Here is a 23,459-nt window from a genome sequence, read left to right as displayed (position 1 = left end):
TGTACAAAGATATGTCTTGGGTCATTTTGAATTGACTTTAAGTTTTCTAAGTTTCCTGCATAAGTTAACTTATCTAAATTTATTATTCTTATATCTTCATATTTATTTAACATGTATAATACAAAGTTTGAGCCTATAAATCCAGCTCCACCAGTTACTAAATAAGTTTTCATAATTAAATTCTCCTTATTATTAAAAGCTTAAATTTGTTAATAATTTTATTACTATAATTAATGAATCAAGTTCTACTTTAATTTGATCTTAAATCTTAATTATTTTTCAACATTATCCATGAAAGTTTTTAAAGCATCCTTCCAATCTCTCATTTCATCACCAACTGTGCATCTAAGCATCATGTTATCAAGTGATGAATACGCTGGTCTATCAGCTGAATTAGGATACATACTCTTATATTCTGCAGAAGTACAAGGATTTACAGTACAATTTCTTCCTGAAAGCTTCATTATTTCAGATGCAAAATCATACCAACTACATTCACCTTTTCCTGTACAATGGTATACCCCATATTCTTCTGTTTGAATAAGCTTTAATATATGATATGCTAAATCATTTGCATGTGTTGGATTTCCAAGTTGGTCATTTACAACACTTAATGTATCTCTATCTTTTCCAAGCTTCATCATTGTATAAACAAAGTTATGTCCTACATACCCATAAAGCCATGCTGTTCTAACTATATAATATTTTGATGAAAAATCTCTTACGAATTCTTCACCTAAAAGCTTAGTTTTTCCATAAACACTTACGGGAGCCACTAAATCAGATTCCTTTAATGGTGTTTCTCCTACTCCACTAAATACATAATCAGTTGAAACTTGAACTATTTTTGCTCCTAATTCTTCAGCTACCATAGCTAAATTTCTAGGCCCTAGTGAATTTATTTTAAAAGCTAAATCTTGATTTGCTTCACATCCATCAACATTTGTTGCTGCAGCGCAGTTTATAACTACGTCTGGTTTAACTTCATTTAAAACTTTCTTAACTTGTTCTAAGTTTGTTATATCTAATGTATCTACATCCATAGCAAAAACTTCTGCATTTTTAATTTCTTCTGAAACTGCTCCTATTTCCGCTTTTCCTGTAGCTACTATTTTTTGAAGTTCATTTCCTAATTGTCCATTTGAACCAGTTATTAAGATTTTCATGATAAAACCTCCATTACGTTAATTTTTTTATATTTTAAATTAGCACTCTTTATTTTTCGTAAACGAACGGTAGGTCTAATTCTTTAAATTTCTTTTGCTTCTTATCTTTTTCTGATAATAATATTTCTTCGATTCCATCTAGTGGCCATTCTACAGCAACATCTTCATCGTTCCATAAAAGTCCACCATCATGTTCTGGTGAATAGAAATCTGTACATTTATAGTTAAATGTTGCAGTTTCAGATAATACTACAAATCCATGTGCAAAACCTTCTGGTACATAGAATTGTCTCTTATTTTCTGCACTTAAGTATACACCTTCCCATTGTCCGTATGTTGGTGATCCTTTTCTTAAGTCTACAGCAACATCCCAAACTTCACCTTCAGTACATCTTACAAGCTTTCCTTGTGTATGCTGTGTTTGGAAGTGTAATCCTCTTAAAACACCTTTTTTAGATCTTGATTCATTATCTTGTACGAAAGTCATTGTTAAACCAGCTTCATCAAAATGTTGCTTGTTATAACTTTCCATGAAATATCCTCTAGCATCTCCAAATACCTTTGGTTCTACAATATATAAATCAGGTATTTTAGTTTCTATAAATTTAAAATTTCCTACTTCAACCATCTCTCTACTCCTCAATTATATCTATTAAATATTTTCCATATTCAGTCTTCATTAAAGGTTTAGCTAATTCTCTAACCTTTTCTTTAGAAATCCATCCTTGTCTATATGCAATTTCTTCAAGACAAGCTATAAATGTTCCTTGAGTTGTTTGTACTGCTTCAACAAAGTTAGAAGCCTTAAGCATTGATACGTGAGTTCCTGTATCAAGCCATGCCATACCTCTGCCTAATAAATCTACTTTTAAAGTTCCTTCTTCCATGTATACCTTGTTTAAGTCTGTTATTTCTAGCTCACCTCTTGATGATGGTTTTAATGCCTTTGCTTTTTCTACTACTGAATTATCATAGAAATAAAGTCCTGGCACTGCATATTTTGATTTTGGCTTTTCTGGCTTCTCTTCTAAAGATGTTACCTTTCCATCTTCATCAAATCCAACTACTCCAAAAGCTCTTGGATCTTGAACATAATATCCAAATACCATTGCTCCATTATTTAATTCTGCAGCTTCTTTTAAATGTGAAGTAAAGCTTTGGCCGTAGAATATATTATCCCCTAATATCATAGCAACATTGTCATCGCCAATAAACTCTTCTCCTATTATAAATGCTTCAGCTAATCCATTTGGTTGTTCTTGAATTGCATATTCAATTTTTAATCCAAATTCTGAACCATCCTTAAATAATTCTTTAAAGTTAACTATATCTCTTGGTGTTGATATTATTAGTATCTCTCTTATACCTGCTAACATTAAAACTGACATTGGATAATAAATCATTGGTTTATCATATATTGGCACCATTTGTTTTGACATAGCCTTTGTTACTGGGTAAAGACGAGTTCCTGATCCACCCGCTAAAATAATACCTTTCATATTAAATACCTCACTTTCTATTTTTCACAAATTTCATTCCTATAAATCTTGCTCCAAAATTAACTATCGCATCCATAATAATTAACGGCTTTTTATCTTCTATACTTCTTTTAAATATATAATTAAGAACCTTAAACCCACGTTCTCCAGCACTATATTCTTTAAAATATGGATTTTGGTCAAAGAACTTTCCTATATCACTATATCTCTTTACAGTTTCATTAAAAGATAAATCATGTGAATGAATTATTTTAGAATCTGATGCATATTCAATCCTATAACCATTCATAATAAGCTTATATGCAAAATACATATCTTCATTAGTAGGTAAATTCTTATTATCATATCCATTCAGCTTAACAAAAACTTCCTTTAAAACTGCACTTGATGCATCAGAAAAGAAAAATGTCATAAGCCCTAATCTTTCAACATCCTCTTTGCTAACTATTCTTGTTTCAGCCGGATAGTTTATTTCTCTTGTATACTTTTCTACTTTATGATAATGATATCCTATTTGTCTACTAAAAGCTGCTTCACATTTATTATTAGCAATATCTTTAGTTAGATGATATAACCAATACTCATCCTCAATCTTTATATCTTGAGTTATAAATACAACTATCTCTCCCTTTGCTGCAAATGCAGCCTTTTCTCTAACTAAGCTATGTGAAAAACTCTCTTTAGAAATTTTTTCATAATCACAATTTAATTGCTTTAATTTTTCCTCAGTTTTATCTTTTGATTCCGTTAAAATAAATCTTAATTCCTCTATACAAATATCCTTTTGTTTTTTTATATTAAGATATAAATCTTCTATATAATCTTCTGCATTATAAAGAGGACATATTATGGATATTTTCATGTACTTTTCCTCCATTTTTAAGTTCTTTAAACAGCGCCTTCTCCTCTTATAACAGATCCAAAGGTTTTAATAATTATTTTAAAGTCTAATCCTAAACTTCTATTATCTATATAATACATATCCATTTTAATTCTTTCTTCATATGTAGTATCACTTCTTCCATTTGCTTGCCAATATCCAGTAAGCCCCGGTACAACTGAAAATAACTTATCAGCATATTCTCCGTATAAAGCTACTTCCTTTTCAACTATCGGTCTTGGCCCAACAATGCTCATTGTTCCATTTAAGATATTAATTAACTGTGGAAGCTCATCAATACTACTTTTTCTTAAAAAATCACCAATTCTTGTTATTCTTGGATCATTTTCTAACTTAAAGTTTTTATAAAACTCTTCTTTTTGTTCCTTCGTGAAATTATTAAATATTTCCTCAGAATTTTGATGCATAGTTCTAAATTTATATACTTTTATATCTTTTCCATGCAGTCCTTTTCTAGTATGACCAAATATTATCGGTCCTTTTGAGTCTAACTTTATAGCAATAGCAACAATAAGAAAAATTGGACTTAATAATATTAATCCTATTAACGATCCTAAAATATCTACAGTTCTTTTAAAAAACGGATACCATTGCGATTCTCTTTTTCTCTCTCCTATATCATTAGCTCTAAAATCAGTCATATTATCACACTCCATATGAATCTCCTATTAATATTCCCTTATAAGTATTATTATCAAATTTCTTTTTAATTACTATAGTTTTATTCATAAAAAAAATAATCTAACTTATATTATAGTATAATTTTTTAATAATGAATAAAAATTCATATATTCTTTGCATTAATTTAACTTTTTCTACATTTCTCTCTTCATCTTATTAACATTATACCTTAAATTTAGATTTATTTCTAATCATAGTAATACATAAAGTAAATCTTACTATTTAATAATATTAATGTCAATATAAAAGGTGCATTGTAAGTGCACCTTAAGTAAATCTTAATATTTTAAGTCATATAATTGAATTAAATAAACTTCCATAACTAAAACGAAGAATACAGATAACCCTGCTATATATGGATTTGTAATAGATGATGCTAATATAGACATTGTTCCTATAGTCCATCCTACTAAAACTTGTTCATCTTTCTTTTCTAAAGTTCTTCTAAATAATAAATTTAATAATTTAATAAAGTTAAATATTAAGTATCCAAAGAAAATTGCTATACCTACTACACCTGTTTTAAATAATAACTCTACATAATATAACTCAAAACTACTACTGCTAACTGGTTGTAAATTATTATCTTCCATATATTGAGGATACTCATCGATGTGAGCTCCAAATCCCCACCCTAAAACTGGTTTTGCCTTAATTCTATCTACTAAAAATCTAAGTTGAATTGCTCTAACCTTATTAGATTCATCATTTTCAAAATCTCCAATAGACTCGATTCTGTCTTTAATAGTCCCAGATGAATTAGGTAAATTTTGTTCTGGTGATACAGCAACTATAGTTTTGGGAAGTATTACTGCAACTAATATTATAGGTATTACTGAAATTAATATATTTTTTAAAGTTAACTTATCTCTTCTAACTCTCCATAAATAATATGCAAATGCTATAATAACTACACCTATTGTTCCAAGCCAAAATCCTCTTGTATTTGATACATATATTCCAACTAAAAGTATTGCTAACTTAACAATTCCAAAAACATTATTATCTTTATTAAATAATTTAATAAACATAATCGCTGCTGCAAGTTGCATGAAAATACCATTATATAAATACACTCTAGCATAATTATTAGACATTACTAATCCACTAATAAATCCATACTGTAATTTACTGTTTAAATTATTATAAGTAACTATTATTTCTAAATTGTTAGGTAAGTAAATTCTACTTACAAAGAATAATGTAATAGTCATGATAGCAACTATAACTGCACAATTTACAAACACATTTATTATTTTATCAATATTTTCATTTCTATCTTTGACATAGGCTATTAAAAGTAATATATATATTATCCCTAAAAATGAATTAACATCTGAGAATATATCACCTAAGCTATTTCCATTAATTAACCCAATAATACTACCATAAGCTAAATATATACATACAACAACAATTGGAACTAAAAACCTTTTTTCAACTTTTATTTTTTCTCTAAAAATCATATATACTGAGAACGCTATTCCAACTACAAATAATCCCTTTCTTATAGGAAGTCCAAATAAATGTCCTAAACCTCCAAGAACAAATTCAATAAAAATTAAAACTGTAACTATATTAAAAATAGTTCTTATAGTATCACTTTTTCCCTTCATCTTCTTTTCTCCACTCTATGCTTTTATTTTTTATATTATTTACTACTTTTAAACTTTCCAAATATATTATTTTTATAATCTTTTATTCCTTTTCTAATATATTTAAACTTTTCTATTTTATTATCTTCAAATAAAATTATTTTTAAATTTTCTGTAATAAATCTTCTTTTATCAGTTAGTACCCACTTAGGAAAATCTTCTTTATATTTATCCCAAATATAATGTCTGTTTCTACTCATATAATATCTTCTTAATGCACTATGGTTAGTTGGTATCATAGTAACACCTAATACTTTTTTCTTTTCACTCTCTCCTAAATTATGCACTAAAACAGCGGAGTTAACTTGTAGTATTTTATATCCTTTTTTATTTAAATTTAAGCAAAAATCATGGTCTACTAAATCAATAAATAATTTTTCATCATACATAGCAACATCTTTATATACTTTAGCTTTAGTTAATGCACCTGAAGTAATTTCTGTTAATACCTCATTGTATGAATTTAAATTTATTCCTTCATTAATATTACTACTATTATTATACTCTTTTTCTTCAACATGTATTGGCACAAGCATTGCCACTTCTTCTTTTAAATTGCTATTAAGCCCTTTATAACAATTTAACATATTATTAATCATATCTTCAGTTACTATACTATCATGATCTAAAGTTAATACCCATTGGTATCCCTTTTTAATAGAGTAATTTATCCCCTTATTTAAAGCTGATGCAATTCCTTTATTTTCATTTAAATATATAACTGTTATTTCATCTTCTAAAGCTTTTAACATATTAATTGTTTCATTAGTAGATCCATTATCTACTACTATTATTTCATCAACTTTTCCTTTAAGCTTATTAATACGCAATCTAAAATCATTTTCTACATTATATGTAATAATAATTGCTGCAACACTGTTCAATATTATCCCTCCATGATTATAAATCAAATAATTTATATATTTCCTCATCAGATATCTTTATATTTTTTAATATTTGATTTCTCTTTGCTTCCATTAAAGTCCTTTTACTTTTTATTTCTTTAACATACTTTAAGCATTTTCTATCAAATAACATAAAGAACACAAGATATTTCATTACTCCAATATATATTTTACTCTTATCTTTTTCAAAGGCATAATTTGTTTCATTTTTTATAATCATTAAATAATGATTTCTAAATGATATTCCCTTTAAAAACTCTGATTGGCTTCTTCTGTTTTTTATGGTATTTATTATACCCTTACTACTATTCATCCCTCTTCCATGATAAGAAATTGCATCATGAACATAATAGCATTTAAATCCATAAAGGTTTAATCTCCAACAAATATCTATATCCTCTTTATAAGCAAAGAAGTCATTATCAAAGTATTCTCCACTTACTTTAATCTTTTCTAAAGCATCTTTCTTAAAAACTGCAGCTGCTCCACAAACTCCAAATACTCTTTTATCTTCCTCATACTTGCCTTCATCAACTTCATTTTGTCCGATATCTATACCTTGTCTATAGTGATTAAAAGATATCCCAGCAGAATCTATAACATTTAATTTTTCATCTGTATCAAAATCATACTTTAAAAGCTTTCCTGTTACTGCTCCTATTGATTCATCTTCTGAAAATTTATTAATACACTTTTCAATATAATTTTCTCCAAACACAATATCTGGATTTGCTATTATTACGTACTCACCATTTGATAGCTCTATACCTTTATTAGCTCCTCCTGCATAACCAGTATTTTTATTTTTAAATAATACAACTTTCTCTTTAAAGTTATCTTCAATAATTTTCACAGAATTATCAGTAGAATCATTATCTACAATTATAATCTCTATATTTTTATAATTTTGATTTAATAATGAGTCTATACATTTGTATAAATATTTTTCCCCATTCCAATTAACTATTGCTACCGAAATTAACTTTTCCATATAACTCTACACTTTCTATATTTTTATTATAAAACAATTGAATATTAATTATTTTATATTATATTTTTTTATAAAAGCTTAAGAAAGCTTAACTATTATTAATCCATTTTTAAATTGTACACTATTTGTACTAGGCCAAGCTTCCATACTTTCTGCTATTTCATAGCCTTCGCTTATTTGCTCTTGTGTTGCTTCAATGTAATTATATCCCAATGCCTTCATAAAGCCTATAGCTCTTGAACTATTTCCACCAAATTCAAACCAAGACACACCAATAAACTCACCCACTACTTTATCCGGTATATAACTAGTATGTCTTCCAACTAGCACTACTGGATATTCTGGGTATTCCCCTAAACCTAAGCTTTCAATTTTTTCTGAAATCTCTTGAGCTAATTTAACATCATCCTCATACTTTAATTGCTCACTAGTAAATAATCTTACAACTGTATAGCTTTGATTCATAGCTATACATAAAGCAACAATCATGATTATTCCTTTAGCTTTTTTATCTTTTAACATCCATATTATAAGGTATAATACAGTTGCAATTACAAATTGATAATTAAATTGCATTCTAGGAATTAATCCATTTCCTATATATATTGAAAGTAAAAATGGTGATATAATAAATACTCCTGTTGCACATAGGAATAAGAATCTATCTTTCCCCTTAGAGAAAATATTCACTATAGCATATCCCCCTAAAACTAAAACGCATACTAAAAATACTTTACTATAAAACAGTCCATCTCCAAACAATCCATATCTTACATATCTTAAAATATTCTTTATAGATTCTATAGCTGGTTCTGTTCCCCATTTAATCATTCCATCTACATATTTTGATGCTCCATATAAAGCTGCAACGATTTTATCAACTATATAATATCCAACGTAACCTATAATAAATGTAACTAAATATTTTATTACTGAAATTTTAAAATAATTTTTATCTATTTCTACATTTCCTTTTTTATTAGCAATATAAATTAATATGTAACAAGCTAATGCTCCAGATATATATAAAGCAACTATTGCTTGGTATGTTCCAAATCCCCATACCATGCATATTATTGAAATAATAAGATATAAATTATTATTACTTTTTATAGCCCACTTTGAAATAAAAAATACTGCTATTGAGCATAATATTATAGCAAATGCTACTTCAAAACTTTGTAATATGAAATTAAACTGTTCTGTAAATAACGGTGCTGTAATAAATATTATTGGGAAAACACAGTTTATTAATGATTTCTTATTTTTCTCAAAAGAAAAATAACTCATTACATAACTCCATGTTATTCCAAATATAACTATAGCAACAACCATCATAAAGCACGATATATATGCATTAAACGGCTTAAGTCCAAATAACTTTTTAGTAAATACCAAACCAAATCTTCCAAATGTCGCCCATGTATCTAATTGCCAATCATATTCATTTATTAATTTTTCTGTATCTATTGATATACTGTAGTTAAATATTTTTATTCCATATGTCATAAGTGTAAATAGTATTATTAAAATTATGCTTAATGTATTTTCTTTGCAATACTTCATAAATTCTAATATGTCACTCTTTAACTCTAAAACATCGCTTTTTAACTTCCCTCTATTCATTTAAAATCACTCTACCTTACTAAAATAAAATTATTGATTTTTAAATTTTTATAAAATATTCATTATATAATTAAAGATTTTTATTCTTCATACTTACTTTCACTATATTCATCTACAAAGTATAAAGGTCTATTTTTAACCTCTATAAATATTCTTCCTAAATATTCCCCTATTATCCCTAATGATATTAATTGAATCCCACCTAATAATAACATTATACAAATTAAACTTGCATATCCTGGAACATCTACTCCATTAATAATTGTTTTAAAGAAAATAAATACCATATATATCAATGCACCAATAGCACTTATTGTCCCTAATATAGTTGCAATCCTTAATGGGGCTACTGTAAATGATGTTATTCCCTCAATAGCTAGATCAAATAACTTGAAATAATTCCATTTTGTTGTTCCTGCTACTCTAGGATCCCTATCAAATTCTATTGCCTTCTTTTTAAAACCTATTAAGCTAAACATACCTTTAGTATATCTTTGTCTTTCTGGAAATGCTTTTAATGCTTCAACTGCTCTTCTACTTAAAAGTCTAAAATCTCCAGTATCCTCTTGAATTGGCACTTTTGAAACACTTCTTAAGACTCTATAGAAAGTATGTGATGTAAACTTCTTTAAAGCTGTTTCACCTTTTCTACTTTTACGCTTTGCATAAACATCATCATATCCTTCTTCATAATATTTAAGCATATCAATTATTAATTCTGGTGGATCTTGTAAGTCAGCATCTATTATTGCTACTACATCACCCCTAACATAATCAAGTGCTGCTGCCATAGCAACTTCTTTACCAAAATTCCTTGATAAATTTAAATAACAAACTCTTTCATCACTTTTTTTATATGCTTTAACTATATTTAAAGAATTATCTTTGCTTCCATCATTAACAAATAAAAATTCCATATTATAATTTTCTATCTTATCTGCTAACTTAGTTAACCTATCATAAAGATAGGGTAAAGATTCCTCTTCATTATACATAGGTATTATAATAGATATTAACTTCTTCATAACTTTATCCACTCCTTAAACCTTATTTAGAATATATTCAAGATATAAAACAAAACTATTCCAAAAAATAAGTATAGAAATCAATACAACAAAAATATTAATACGCCATTTTCTTAAAAGTTCACTTAGTATTAATCCCATTGCTACAACTATCAATATATCAGTTACAAAAAATACTCTTGGTCCTGATGCATATATAGTTGGAGATATACTTATTGATAATGCTGAACAAATTGCTGCTAAATATAATATTATTGATAAATATTTGACTTCAATCTTATCAAATATAAGTAAGAATAATACTGGTATAATTAATACTATACATAATAAAATAGAAGTAGGTAAAAATATCTTTATATTATCATAATTTAAAATATTTAAGTTTTGAACATTAAATATTTTAAATATAATTAAATCAGTATTAACATTTAAAATATTTAATTTTCCTTCTATAAACTTTATAATAACTACGACTATAGGAATAGCCCCTATTACCTTAATTAATATAGACTTATATTTCTTCCAAATTACTATATTAATTAAAATAACTAATATAGATATCATTATAATATTACTTTCGAAAATATGCTCTAAAAACAAATTAAGTCCCATCATTAACTTAGTTGGTAAAGATATCATATCCCATTGCCCAAACCAATTTACTATTTCTTTATTTGATCTTTCATAATTTCCTGGTGCTAAAAATAATACAGCAGTATTTATTGCAATAAAAATATTGAATATTACTAAATCTATTCTTATTTTTTTATCTCTAACTGCAATATATATATTAGTTATAAATGCAAAGACAAACATTATTAATGATGCTTGCTCCATATTAGCACCTAAAATAGTCGTAAATATTAATAAAAAATACCATTTTTTATTAAACTCTTCCTTAAATATAGAATTTTTAAATGGTAATATAGTTAAAAGCAAACATGATACTGGCCATAAATAATTATAGGATCCAGTTATCCATGATATTGATGCTGAAAATACCTCTGTTGGTATAGAAAATATTAAAATGCAAATTAAACTTTTAATTAACATTCTTTTGCTTACTGTTATTTCTCTTATATAGCTATATGGAATTAATTTATATATTCCAATTGCTAAAATAACACTCATTATAGTATTTAAAACTCTCCATATCCAAATGTTACATGCAAACATCGGCACCATAATAGATTCTATAACTATTCTACCAGTCCATCCAGTATATCTTTCTTTTAGATATGCTATTAAACTTCCATTGAATGACTTATCAAGGATTGTAGAAAACCACTCATCATCACCCGAAGTAATATTTACTTTACTAAAAACCAAAAACATCATTAATCCTAATATTAAATATGGAATATTCTCAGCTTTAAATACCTTTTTTAAAATTTTTTTCATTTCATACCATCCTAACTTATCTCAATAACCTCATTAGTGAAAATTACTTCTTCTTTTTCATCTTGGTTAATTATCATAAATCCTACTTGATATTTTTTACCTTTATCTAACTTATCTTTTTTTACTCTGCCAATAAGTCCACATTTATTATAAATAGTTTCTGAAGTGTTTTTCTCAGCTAGATCACTACGATTTTCTGCTTCAGTTTTTATAGAAATAATAGTACCATCATCATCTTTTAATAAAATACTTCTATTAATATATTTATTATTACTTCCAATTTGAACTAACCATCCTTTTATTACGATATCAATATCAGAATAAATTATATCTTCAATATCATATTCCACTTCTATATCATAACTATCCTCTACATTCTTTACCTCTTTAACTTTTTCAAAATCTCTCTCTATGAAAAAATAAATACTAAAGCTAATAATTATAATAACTATTAAAGAGGATAATACTATTTTCTTTTGCATAAATAATATTCTCCTTGTTTTCATTAAACATTATTTTTCTTTAAATACCCAAAGTTTATTTACTATATAATTAATAATCATTACAATACCAGTTGTAATAACTAAAGCTATTAATTTATTAAATCCTACCATATCAACTAATAAGTATAATATTCCTGTGTTTAATCCCAATCCAATTAAATTTAATATTACAAATTTAGCTGTTGTTTCTTTTTTATTTTTTCCATTATATTTAAATACCCATTTAGAATTCCAAATATAACTATTTGCAGTTGCAATAACATAAGCAATAACATTAGCTACTATATAATACACACCTATAAAATTTAATAAAGCGAATATTATCCAATTTATTAAAGTATTTAGCACTCCAACTAATCCAAATTTAACAAATTTATTTACACCTTCATTAATAAAATTCATTTAATTAGGCCTCCATCTTTTTATTTAATTTAACTTTATTAAAAATATATACATTAAATTATCATTATAAATATAATTTTATCAAACATTATATTTAATATCTATTTTTATTAAGCATTATATTTAATCTATTTAAAAATTAAGATTATTACCATAAAAAAAGCGGCTAAGCCACTTTTTTTTATAGTTTATATTTTAATAAAGTAAATTTTTAACTGCTCTTTTTCAATCTGTTTTTTACAGTTTGAAAAGCATTCTTTAACATCTTATCTCTTAAGATAAGTAACATAACAAAGTAAACTGTCATACCGCCTGCTATTTGTCTTATTAATATTAAAACATTTCTGTGTGTTCCTATATCTAATAGTCTAACTACTAATAGCATAATAATTCCTGAAACCCAATACTTATACGTTTCTTTAATCCAAGAAAAATCTAATATTTCTCTAGAACACCAAAGTTGAATTAATGCAATTGATAGTTCTGCAGATACTGTTGCAATTACCGCTCCTAAAGCAGAGTATTTAGGTATTAATATTAAATTAAGAATAAAATTAACAACAGCACCTACACAAACTGAAATAGTATATTCTTTATTTTTTCCAACAGCTATCATATACTGTGTTCCAAAAACATTTCCTAATCCAATTATTATTATTAAAACTGATGATATTTTAAGTAAAGGTATTACACTAATATATTCATATCCAAAGAATAAAGGAATAAATCTATCACTTACTGACATAATTCCAAAAGCAATTGGTACTGCTAAAAAGCTTATTACAGTGAAAGATTTTTTTAGTGTGTCTTTTACTAAATCATGTTGATTTTTACTAGTTAAGCTTGCTATCCTAGGCATCATTACCATACCTAAAGAAGTAATTATTGTAAGTAATATTCTAACTATTTTTTGAGATTGATCATAATATCCAACATCTACAGTAGGTGAATATATACCTAACATAGTCTTATCTAAAACAGTATAAATTTGTGATGCTACTTGTGGTATGAAAAGCGCTAAAACTGGTAGCATGTGTTTCTTTAACTTTAATTTTTCCAAACTTTTAAATGAAAAAGTACTCTTGTCCACATAAAACCACATTACAAATTGTCCAACAAACATTGTTAAACTATTTATAAGTATATATTGCCATAAATCATTACTATCTTTTACAAAAATAAAAATTAAAATTACTGATGTAACCTTAACAAAAAAGCTTCTTATTGATGCATTTTTAAAATCTTCAATTCCAACAAAATACCAAGATATATCTATAGCACTTGATAAAATGAAGAACCCTTGCAACATATAATACATTCCTAGAGAACTATTTAATCCTAAAACTAAAACAAAAATAACATATGAAATCATACAACCAATAAATTGTATTGAAAATATCTCCCAAAATGTTTGTCTTAATTTTCTTTTATTATCTCTAACTGTAGCAATCTTCTTTGTTGCATACATAGTTATACCTAAAGTTCCTAACAACATGAAATATTGAGTATTTGCATTGGTTAAACTATTTGTTCCAACGCCTTGCGGACTTAAAACTCTAGATACATATGGCATAGTTATTAACGGTAATAAAATCGCAGTAATTTGATATAGCAAATTATACAAATAATTTGTTTTTACACTTCTAGCCATACTACTCTCCCTTTCCTGAACCTATCATATCTAAAATTTCAATAAATTCATCAGTAGTTTTTTCCCAACTTAATTCTTTCAAGAATTTCATTGAATTTTTATTCATTTCTTTTAATTTATCAGTATTATTTATAGCTTCTTTAACTTGATTATAAAAATCATTGTAATCAAAAGAGGTAATAATTGCAGTATCTTCTGGGAAGAAATACTCAAATGTTCCTTCTTTAAATTCTATTACTGGTAATCCTGTAGCTAACATTTCGTATGGTACTAATGAAATATTAGTTAAAGATGCAACTAGTCCAAAATCTGAAGTATTATATAAGTTTAATAATTCAGATTTACTTAACTTTCCTATATTTTCTCCGCCTTCACATTTGAAGTTTTTATCTTCACCATAATATTTAATATTTAATGTAATGCCTTCTTCACTAAAATCTTTCTTTAATTTTGTAAGTAAATATTGAATTAAATAAGGTGCTCTTTTACCTACATCCTTTATATAAACAGCAAAATTAAATTCCTTTTTAGTTTTATATTCATCAAAATTTCTTTCTTTGGCAAAGTATTCTTTTCCTTCATATGGGAATGTAATATAATCTAACCTTGAATTTATGTTGCATTCCTTTTCTATCATATGTTTATTCCATTTTCCTAAGCTAACCATATGATATCCAACTTCATAAGATTTTTGAGCCATAATATAGCTTTCTCCATATAAATTGAAGTATGGTTCATAATCTTGAATAAAGTACATCTTATATCCACTCATTTTTCTTGAGTAATAAACTGATTCCCATGATGTTGCAAATACTACATCACTTTTTACTTTTGTAATATCATCGCCAAGAATCTTTCCCTTATAATTAGCTAAATTAATTTCTGCATTTTTTTTCATATCATCAATGCTTTGAGGTGCAAAAGATATATATCCTACTTCATAACCTCTTTTACTTAGCTCCGTACCTAATCTTAAAATAGATGTATGACCTCCACTAAAGGCTGGCATTCCTGGTATAACAAATGTTATACTTTTTATTTTTTGAGGTATTTCATTTACAATTGGAGTAAAGTCTACCTCCTCTAATAAACTATTTATATACCTTTTAAAGTTACTTTGATCCCTTAAATAAATAACTTTTCTCATTGCTTTTACTATTTTTTTCACAATAATGCCTCCTTATTGGACTTTCCAATATTCAATTTTCTTGCTTTCCTTTAAGCCATCATTCAAGCCCTTTATTGCAGATTTTACCGCATTAAAATTATTTATATTTTTTATAACAGTTTTTAAAAATCTTATATAATATTCTTTTTTATGCTTGTTGTATTCTTCTAAACTTTGATTTCTCTTTGTATACATAAATAAATTTCTAGTTAAGTAATACTCTTTAAACCCTGATGTTTTACCACCTGTTGCTGAATGCATATGATATACAATACTATCTTTTAATAATTTAGCTTTAAATCCTGCACTTTTAAGTCTTAATGATAAATCAACATCTTCAAAGTATGCAAAGAAATTACTATCAAAATAGTTTTCATTATCTAACTTTACAGCTTCTAATGCCTTTACTGAATATATAGCTGCACCAGCACAAACCCCTTCTATCTCAATCTTTTCTTTACTTAATATTTCTGAAGCACTTTCTTTGAAACCTACTTGTAATGGAATCAAATCATTCTTAAAATTTAATCCAGCTGCATCACAAACTTCCTTATTAAAGTAATTTATCATAAATAATTGAAATACATCAAAATCTTTATTGCTATTTATTTCGTTCATAGCATTAATTAAAGATTCCCTAGGAACCTCAACATCATTATTTAAAGTCAAAATGTAATCACACTTATCTTCAATAGCTTTTTTTATACCTATATTATTAGCAGGTGCAAATCCACTATTATAGTTCATTTCTGTTAAGTCTATCTTTAATTTTCCCTTATAACTATTGATTATTTCTTTAGAATTATCCTTAGAATCATTATCAATTATGTATACTTTAAAATCTTTAAATACTTGATTTTCCAGACTCTCAAGGCATTTGTTAATTAGTTTTTCTCCATTCCAATTAGCAATTACTATTCCAAGCATATTTACTTCTCCTTTTAACTACTTATTTTAGTTTGCCTCTAATACCTTTTTTATAATCTTTGTATCCTCTGAAAACCATTTTTATTTTATTTATTTTATCTTCTTCACCTAAAATTATTTTTACAAATTCCTTTTTAAATAACTTCTTATCTCTATTTAAAGTAAAGCTATTTAAATCTTTATACTTTTCCCAAGTATAAAATCTATTTCTAGTCATATAATATCTTCTTAATGCTGAATGATTTGATGTGTTAAATTTTCCAAAAATACTTTTTACAGATTGGCTTTCTCCAAGACTATGATAAAGAATTGCATCTCTTACCTTAATCATCTTAATATTTTTCTCATTTAATCTCATGCAGAAATCAGTATCTACTAAATCTATAAATAAGCTATCATCAAAAAATCCTATTTTATCAAATACCTCTGCTTTTAATAAATTACCTGAAGTTATATCTGCATCAACATATTCATAAGCTTTCATATCAGAATTTTCTTCAATTGATTGAATTCTTTCGTCAACAAAATTAGGGAAAATACTAAGTATTTCTTTTCTCTCATCTTCACTTATTCCTTTGTATACTTCAAACATCTTTTCAATCATATTTATACTAGCTTTGCTATCTTGATCCATTGTTAATATCCATTTATAATCTTGATCCAAAGCTTCTTTTACACCTATATTTAGTGCTGTAGCAATCCCTAAATTTTCTTTATTAAAAATTACCTGTATTTTTTCTTTATCTATATTTGCAATTGAATTTATATTCTTTATTTTTTCATCTTTAGAACCATTATCTACAATTATTATTTTGTTAACTTGATTTATTAACAAGTTTACGCTATCAAATAAGTTATTATCTGGATTATATGAAACTATAATCGCTGCAACTTTACACATTACACTTTCTCCTTACTAACTTAATTATTACTTCTGCAAAACCAAAGTATATCACAAAAATAATTTATTATAAAAAAAATTCACATTTTGTTTAAATATAGCTATATCCTACCTAATGTTAGTAATTATAGCATATAATGAAACTCTTTTAAATTTTTTTATGAAATACTCATAATTATTTCATCTTACATTATCCTTTTCCAATCGTTTTCATAGTATAATTGTTAAGACTATTTAAAATATACGGAGGTTAAAATGAATTCTAAAACAAAAAAAATTTTTGACTACATACTAAGTCCAACTATAATACTAATACTCATATCATTATTATTAACAGTTATAGTTGACAGTATAAGTAGAGGTTCAATATATGAAAGTTTAAATTTTATTAAAAATAGACCTATGACTTTTTTATTTAACTCAACAATAGTTTTAATAACATTATCTATTACTTTATTAACAAAGAGAAAAATCTTTTCATACTCTATTATTTCATCAATTTGGATTATTTCTGCCATAAGTAACAATGTAATAGTTAATCTAAGAGGTACTCCACTTACAGGTAATGATTTAAGACTAATTAAAAGTGGTCTTAAACTAATGAATAATTATCTTTCTAACAAAGAAATTATTTCAATTATATTATTACTTTTTATATTAATTGTCTTACTAATTTTAATTTTTAAATTTGCTCCTAAAAGCAAATTTAAAATTAATTATTTTTTATCCTTTGGATTGATAACAATTATCTTTATTATTTATAAATTATTTAATGGTTTTGCAGTAAATAGTTCAATAGTCTCTAATAACTTCTGGGACTTAGAAGCTGTTTATTCAGAAAATGGATTTATTTACTGTTTTAGTACAACCCTTATTAATAATGGAGTTTCTGAACCTGATTCTTATTCGGAAAATTTTATGGAATCTATTTATTACACCTTAGAAGATTCCCTAGTAAGCAGTAGCAATAATTTATCACTAACTAATTCATCTAATGATGAAAAGGAACTGCCTAATATTTTAATGATTCAATTAGAGTCATTTTTTGATCCAACATTAATTGAAAGCGTAGAGTTTGATATTGATCCAATCCCAAATTTTAGAGAACTTCAAAACAACTATAGTACTGGTACATTTTCAGTTTCAACCATAGGCGGTGGAACTGCTAATACTGAGTTTGAAGTTATTAGTGGATTTAATTTAGACTTTTTTGCCCCTGGAGAATACCCTTATAACACAACAATAAATAATAAGGCATCAGAATCAATAAATTACGCTTTAAAAGAATTAAATTATTCCACTCATGCTTTACATAACCATGAAGGTAATTTCTATAACCGTAATACTGTATTTGCTAACTTAGGATTTGATACCTTTACTTCAGCTGAATACATGCTTATTAATGAAAGAACTGATTTAGACTGGGCAAAGGATAAATTCTTGATTGAACCAATTGTAGATTTATTAACTTCAACAGAAACTCAAGATTTCATTTATGCGATTTCAGTTCAAGGTCATGGAAGCTATCCTGATAAAGAAATTTCTGATGAAAAGTATGTTAATGTTACAAGTATTAATGATGACTTAAATAAAAATCAATTAGAATATTATGCTAATCAAGTTTACGAAATGGATTTATTTATTAAAGAACTTATAGATGCAGTTAATGCATTAAATGAACCTACTGTAATAGTATTTTATGGTGATCATTTACCTAATTTAAATCTTTCAAAGGAAGATTTATCTAATAAAAATCTTTATGAAACAGAATATGTAATTTGGGATAATTTAAATCTAAAAAAATCAAACTTAAATTTAGAAGCATACCAATTAACATCAAGAGTTTTATATGATTTAGACATTAATACTGGCATATTAACTAAATTACATCAAAGCTACCTATTTAATGATGAAAATTCTGTTTATAGTAATGAAGATGAATACTTAAATGCATTAAAAGCTATTGAATATGATACACTTTTTGGAGATGAATATATATATTCATATATCTCAAAACCAACTGCAACTAATCTTAAGTTTGGTTCAAAAGATATATTTTTATCTAATGTTTATATTGAAGGTGATAAACTTTATGCAGAAGGTGAAAATTTTACATATAACTCAATATTCTTAGTTGATGGTAACTTCGCTACTACTGAGTTTATATCAGCAAATAAAATTTCTTGTGATGCAAGTGTTGTAAAAGATGACGGTTCAACTATTTTTATTGGTCAAATTTCTGGTGGAGCTCAAGTTCTATCTGTTACACCTACTCTTTCTATTCAACCTTAATTTAAAACGAAAAACAGATGAATATTATGTGCATTTTCCTCTGTTTTTTATTTGTTTAAATAAATTTTACATATTAATGTACTTTTTAACATTGTTTCTCTTGTTTTTAAGATTTATAATATACATAAATCATTATTAAACTGGGGGTATAATGTTAAAAAAATTTATAGATAAAAAAAGTTTATTAAATATATTAATTTTCATTTGTTATTCATTAATTTTAACTTTTATAATAGATTGGATTTCTAGAGGAAATATTAATGAAGCATTTAATTTTTTAACAGGTTCATTTAAAATTTTCCTATATAATATGTTGATTATTTCAGTAACATTAAGTCCATGCTTCTTATTTAAAAAAAGGTTATTTGCTTTTTCATTAGGTTCTTTAATTTGGCTTATATTAGGAATTGCTAATAATTTATTAATGAGTTTTAGAGAAACCCCTTTAACTTTTGCTGATATGGGAATGATTAAAAGTGGATTAGAACTTAGTGATCAATATCTTACTAAAAACTCAATAATATTAATAGTCTTATTATTAGTCGTATTACTAACAATATTATCAATTGTATTTTTTAAATGTAAAAAAACCAAAATTAGGTATATTATAAATATTTCTTCTTTATGTTTATATTTGTTAACGTTCTCATTATTTTTAAATTATGGACTTAATTCAAATATAATAAGTAAAAACTTTTGGGATATTACCTGGGGATATAGTACTTATGGATTTACTTATTCTTTCTTTAATAGTGCTATTAATAATGGAATACATAAACCTGGAAACTACTCAAAAAATACTATATCCTCAATAAAAGATGATTTACTTTCACTAGAAATTGAAAGTGATGATGTATTAACTGCAAATTCTTCATCTAGCTATTATGATTTTACTAATATTTCATATTCTGAAGATAGTAATACTGATTCTACATTAAATCCTAATATAATATTAATTCAACTTGAATCTTTCATAAATCCTAACTGGATAACAGATATTACATTAAATAAAAATCCTGTTAGTAATTTTGAAACTTTATCCCAAGAGTTTACTTCAGGATTAATATCAGTACCAGTACTTGGTGGTGGAACGGCAAATACAGAGTTTGAAGTCATTACAGGAATGTCTACAGAATTTTTCGGTGCTGGAGAATTTCCTTACAATACTATAGCATCTAAAAAAGCTATACCTTCACTTGCTTATACTTTAAAGGAATTAGGATATAGTGCTAATTCACTTCATAATCATCAAGGTAAGTTTTATTCAAGAGATGTAGTATATAAAAACTTAGGTTTTGATTGCTTTACTCCTATAGAATGCATGGATATTCCTGAAACAACTCCAGTAGGTTGGGCAAAAGATAGTGTTTTAGTAGATGAAATTTGCAATATCTTAACATCTACTGATAATGCTGATTTAATATTTGGTATTTCTGTTCAAGGTCATGGGAATTATCCTAATGATGCATTAGAAAATAAAGAAATTTCTATTACTAATGATTATAATAAGAGTAATAGAAATAGCTTAGAATATTTCATAAATCAGGTTTATGAAATGGATCAATTTGTTGGTAATTTAATAGAAGCTGTTAATAATTTAAATGAACCTACTGTTATTGCTTTTTATGGAGATCACTTTCCTGCAGTTGGCATAGATGCTACTGATGTATCTATTGGAACACTTAAGCAAACTCCATATTTAATTTGGGACAATATGAATTTACCTAAAACTGATAAGGATATTAAGACATATGAACTTACTTCAATTATTTTAGACAAGCTTTCTTTAACTAGTACAACATTAAGTACTCTTCATAATAGTAATCTTGATGATGAAACAAAGAAAGAATACCTTCATCAATTAGAATATGATATGATTTATGGCAAGAACTATACTTCTGATTATGAGGAACTTATCCCATCAGAAGACTATACAATTGGATATAAAACTGTAAAAATAGATAATCTAGAATCCTATAACGATACTCATATATTAATACATGGTGAAAACTTTAATAATTATAGTAACGTTTATGTTAATAATAAATACGTTGATAAAACTGTTATAGATGGTAATACCTTAGCAATATCTCTCGCTAATTGTAAGCCTGGCGATACAATTCAAGTTCGCCAACCTTCTGCAACTGGTTCAGCTGTATTTTCTTACTCAAATGAAATAAGTTTTGAATAATATTATGAAAAAGAGAATGTATCTTTAGCTTAAGTTTTAAACTTTACTTGATACATTCTCTTATTTTTTATTTTATCTGCTAATAAGTTCATTTAAGCAAGCTTTAATTTAATAAAATGAACTTACTCTTATTAACGAAAATAAATAGTGAATTTTCTTTATATTATTACTTAGTTATATCCCTTAGGATTATTACTTTGCCATCTCCAAGAATCTTCACACATTTCCTTGATTCCTCTTTCTGCTTTCCATCCTAACTCTTCATTTGCTTTCTTAGGATCAGCATAACAAGTAGCAATATCCCCTGCTCTTCTTTCTACTATTTCATAAGGAATTTCTCTTCCTGATGCTTCACTAAATGCCTTAACAACATCTAGTACTGAATATCCAATACCAGTTCCTAAATTATAAGTTACAAGTCCTGGATTAGTTGCAAGTTTTTCTAAGGCTTTAACATGCCCTACAGCTAAATCTACAACATGGATATAATCTCTTACACCTGTTCCATCATGAGTTGGATAGTCATTACCGAATACTCTTAATTGCTTTAATTCTCCAATTGCTACTTTTGTGATATATGGCATTAAGTTATTTGGTATTCCATTTGGATCCTCACCTATTGTTCCACTCTTATGAGCTCCAACTGGATTAAAGTATCTTAGTATCGCTATGTTTAATTGTGGTTCTGCCTTTGCAATATCTCTTAACATATCTTCAATCATAAGCTTAGTTGATCCATAAGGGTTAGTAGTTGATAATGGAGAATCTTCTGTTATAGGAACTACCTTTGCATCTCCATAAACTGTTGCAGATGAACTAAATACAAAGTTTCTACATCCATATTTCTTCATAGCCTTTAATACTACTAATGCACTTGTTAAGTTATTGTAGTAATATTCTAATGGTTTTTCAACTGATTCACCTACTGCTTTAAAAGCTGCAAAGTGAATTACTGAATCTATATCATTTTCTTCAAATATTTTTTCAGTCTCATTTACATCTGTTAAATTAACGTTATAAAATTTAACGTCCTTCCCTGTTATTTCTCTAATTCTATCTTTAACAAGCTCTTTACTGTTACTTAAATCGTCAGCAATTACAACATCATATCCTGCATTTAAAAGTTCTACTGTTGTATGACTTCCGATATAACCCATTCCACCTGATACTAATACTGCCATAATTAATTTCCTCCCAACCAATTATTAATTTTCTCACTTATTATTATATAACATATTTTTCAAATATTAAATAACTTTTTTAAATTAATTAACAAAGTTTTCCATCATTTCTTTCCATATGATATTACAACATTTTGATTAAATATAATTATAAATTTCATACAAAAGGCTCATGCATAATTTACTCAATAAAACCTAATATTTTAATAAACAGAAAAAGTAATTTAATCCCAAAATCAAACATTAATATATTTTGTCAAATTGTATTTGTTCATGTTAAAATTATTATACTATTAAAAATTACAAATTTTATGGACGAATCTGTTAAGCTGATATGAAAAAATAGCTTGATTTTTCATAGAATTGCTCGCTCTTTGAAAATTATATAAGTTT

The 23,459-nt window shown here is 26.2% G+C and carries 21 protein-coding genes; 2 read left to right on the top strand and 19 right to left on the bottom strand.

Annotation, left to right across the window (positions count from 1 at the left end):
* The 18 genes from HCG70_RS15240 to HCG70_RS15155 all read right to left on the bottom strand — a co-directional run.
* On the bottom strand, window positions 1–173 hold a 173-nt coding region (locus HCG70_RS15240; RefSeq protein ID WP_221697972.1), incomplete at its 3' end, for a GDP-mannose 4,6-dehydratase.
* 99 nt (window positions 174–272) lie between these two features.
* Window positions 273–1,166: a dTDP-4-dehydrorhamnose reductase gene (rfbD, locus tag HCG70_RS15235; RefSeq protein WP_221697968.1), complete on the bottom strand. Its 894-nt coding sequence runs from the start codon at window positions 1,164–1,166 to the stop codon at window positions 273–275.
* Window positions 1,167–1,215: 49 nt separating this feature from the next.
* Window positions 1,216–1,794, bottom strand: coding sequence for a dTDP-4-dehydrorhamnose 3,5-epimerase (rfbC, locus tag HCG70_RS15230; RefSeq protein ID WP_195955628.1), 579 nt, complete (start codon window positions 1,792–1,794; stop codon window positions 1,216–1,218).
* A 4-nt stretch (window positions 1,795–1,798) separates the two neighbouring features.
* The gene (gene rfbA / locus HCG70_RS15225; RefSeq protein WP_221697967.1) at window positions 1,799–2,665 is read right to left on the bottom strand and encodes a glucose-1-phosphate thymidylyltransferase RfbA; all 867 of its coding nucleotides are present in this window, start codon (window positions 2,663–2,665) and stop codon (window positions 1,799–1,801) included.
* A gap of 10 nt (window positions 2,666–2,675) precedes the next feature.
* Window positions 2,676–3,527 (bottom strand): glycosyltransferase family 2 protein, encoded by an 852-nt coding sequence (locus HCG70_RS15220; protein WP_221697966.1) that lies wholly within the window; start codon window positions 3,525–3,527, stop codon window positions 2,676–2,678.
* Between the two features lie 26 nt (window positions 3,528–3,553).
* On the bottom strand, window positions 3,554–4,207 hold the full coding sequence (locus tag HCG70_RS15215; RefSeq protein WP_221697971.1) for a sugar transferase: 654 nt from the start codon (window positions 4,205–4,207) through the stop codon (window positions 3,554–3,556).
* A gap of 318 nt (window positions 4,208–4,525) precedes the next feature.
* Window positions 4,526–5,863, bottom strand: coding sequence for an O-antigen ligase (locus HCG70_RS15210; RefSeq protein WP_221697965.1), 1,338 nt, complete (start codon window positions 5,861–5,863; stop codon window positions 4,526–4,528).
* A 35-nt stretch (window positions 5,864–5,898) separates the two neighbouring features.
* Window positions 5,899–6,786 carry a glycosyltransferase family 2 protein gene (locus HCG70_RS15205; RefSeq protein ID WP_221697964.1) on the bottom strand — a complete coding sequence of 296 codons (888 nt, stop codon included), beginning with the start codon at window positions 6,784–6,786 and terminating at the stop codon, window positions 5,899–5,901.
* Between the two features lie 16 nt (window positions 6,787–6,802).
* On the bottom strand, window positions 6,803–7,798 hold the full coding sequence (locus HCG70_RS15200; RefSeq protein WP_221697963.1) for a glycosyltransferase family 2 protein: 996 nt from the start codon (window positions 7,796–7,798) through the stop codon (window positions 6,803–6,805).
* 78 nt (window positions 7,799–7,876) lie between these two features.
* A complete protein-coding gene (locus HCG70_RS15195; RefSeq protein WP_221697962.1) occupies window positions 7,877–9,424 on the bottom strand; it encodes a glucosyltransferase domain-containing protein in 1,548 nt (515 codons plus the stop codon).
* An 80-nt stretch (window positions 9,425–9,504) separates the two neighbouring features.
* Window positions 9,505–10,449: a glycosyltransferase family 2 protein gene (locus tag HCG70_RS15190; protein WP_195955621.1), complete on the bottom strand. Its 945-nt coding sequence runs from the start codon at window positions 10,447–10,449 to the stop codon at window positions 9,505–9,507.
* Window positions 10,450–10,464: 15 nt separating this feature from the next.
* Window positions 10,465–11,850, bottom strand: coding sequence for a DUF6056 family protein (locus HCG70_RS15185; RefSeq protein WP_221697961.1), 1,386 nt, complete (start codon window positions 11,848–11,850; stop codon window positions 10,465–10,467).
* Between the two features lie 11 nt (window positions 11,851–11,861).
* On the bottom strand, window positions 11,862–12,332 hold the full coding sequence (locus HCG70_RS15180; protein WP_195955619.1) for a hypothetical protein: 471 nt from the start codon (window positions 12,330–12,332) through the stop codon (window positions 11,862–11,864).
* Between the two features lie 30 nt (window positions 12,333–12,362).
* Window positions 12,363–12,755 (bottom strand): GtrA family protein, encoded by a 393-nt coding sequence (locus tag HCG70_RS15175; protein ID WP_221697960.1) that lies wholly within the window; start codon window positions 12,753–12,755, stop codon window positions 12,363–12,365.
* Window positions 12,756–12,966: 211 nt separating this feature from the next.
* On the bottom strand, window positions 12,967–14,406 hold the full coding sequence (locus HCG70_RS15170) for a flippase (RefSeq protein WP_221697959.1): 1,440 nt from the start codon (window positions 14,404–14,406) through the stop codon (window positions 12,967–12,969).
* Window position 14,407: 1 nt separating this feature from the next.
* Window positions 14,408–15,574 (bottom strand): glycosyltransferase, encoded by a 1,167-nt coding sequence (locus tag HCG70_RS15165; RefSeq protein WP_311776476.1) that lies wholly within the window; start codon window positions 15,572–15,574, stop codon window positions 14,408–14,410.
* Between the two features lie 12 nt (window positions 15,575–15,586).
* The gene (locus HCG70_RS15160) at window positions 15,587–16,501 is read right to left on the bottom strand and encodes a glycosyltransferase family 2 protein (protein WP_221697958.1); all 915 of its coding nucleotides are present in this window, start codon (window positions 16,499–16,501) and stop codon (window positions 15,587–15,589) included.
* 22 nt (window positions 16,502–16,523) lie between these two features.
* Window positions 16,524–17,402 carry a glycosyltransferase family 2 protein gene (locus HCG70_RS15155; protein ID WP_221697957.1) on the bottom strand — a complete coding sequence of 293 codons (879 nt, stop codon included), beginning with the start codon at window positions 17,400–17,402 and terminating at the stop codon, window positions 16,524–16,526.
* 255 nt (window positions 17,403–17,657) lie between these two features.
* Here HCG70_RS15155 and HCG70_RS15150 point away from each other — a divergent pair, with 255 nt between their 5' ends.
* Complete coding sequence (locus tag HCG70_RS15150) at window positions 17,658–19,694, top strand: LTA synthase family protein (RefSeq protein WP_221697956.1); 2,037 nt, start codon at window positions 17,658–17,660, stop codon at window positions 19,692–19,694.
* A 151-nt stretch (window positions 19,695–19,845) separates the two neighbouring features.
* Window positions 19,846–21,885 carry an LTA synthase family protein gene (locus HCG70_RS15145; protein ID WP_195955613.1) on the top strand — a complete coding sequence of 680 codons (2,040 nt, stop codon included), beginning with the start codon at window positions 19,846–19,848 and terminating at the stop codon, window positions 21,883–21,885.
* 170 nt (window positions 21,886–22,055) lie between these two features.
* Here the strand turns inward: HCG70_RS15145 and galE are convergent, their stop codons facing one another.
* The gene (gene galE / locus HCG70_RS15140; RefSeq protein ID WP_221697955.1) at window positions 22,056–23,066 is read right to left on the bottom strand and encodes a UDP-glucose 4-epimerase GalE; all 1,011 of its coding nucleotides are present in this window, start codon (window positions 23,064–23,066) and stop codon (window positions 22,056–22,058) included.
* Window positions 23,067–23,459 lie beyond the last annotated feature (393 nt).

The organism is Clostridium sp. K04 (assembly GCF_019734375.1).
Classification (GTDB): Bacteria; Bacillota; Clostridia; order Clostridiales; family Clostridiaceae; genus Clostridium; species Clostridium saudiense.
The sequence above is the reverse complement of the archived record's forward strand: the minus strand, read 5'-3'. Positions and strand labels throughout refer to the sequence as shown.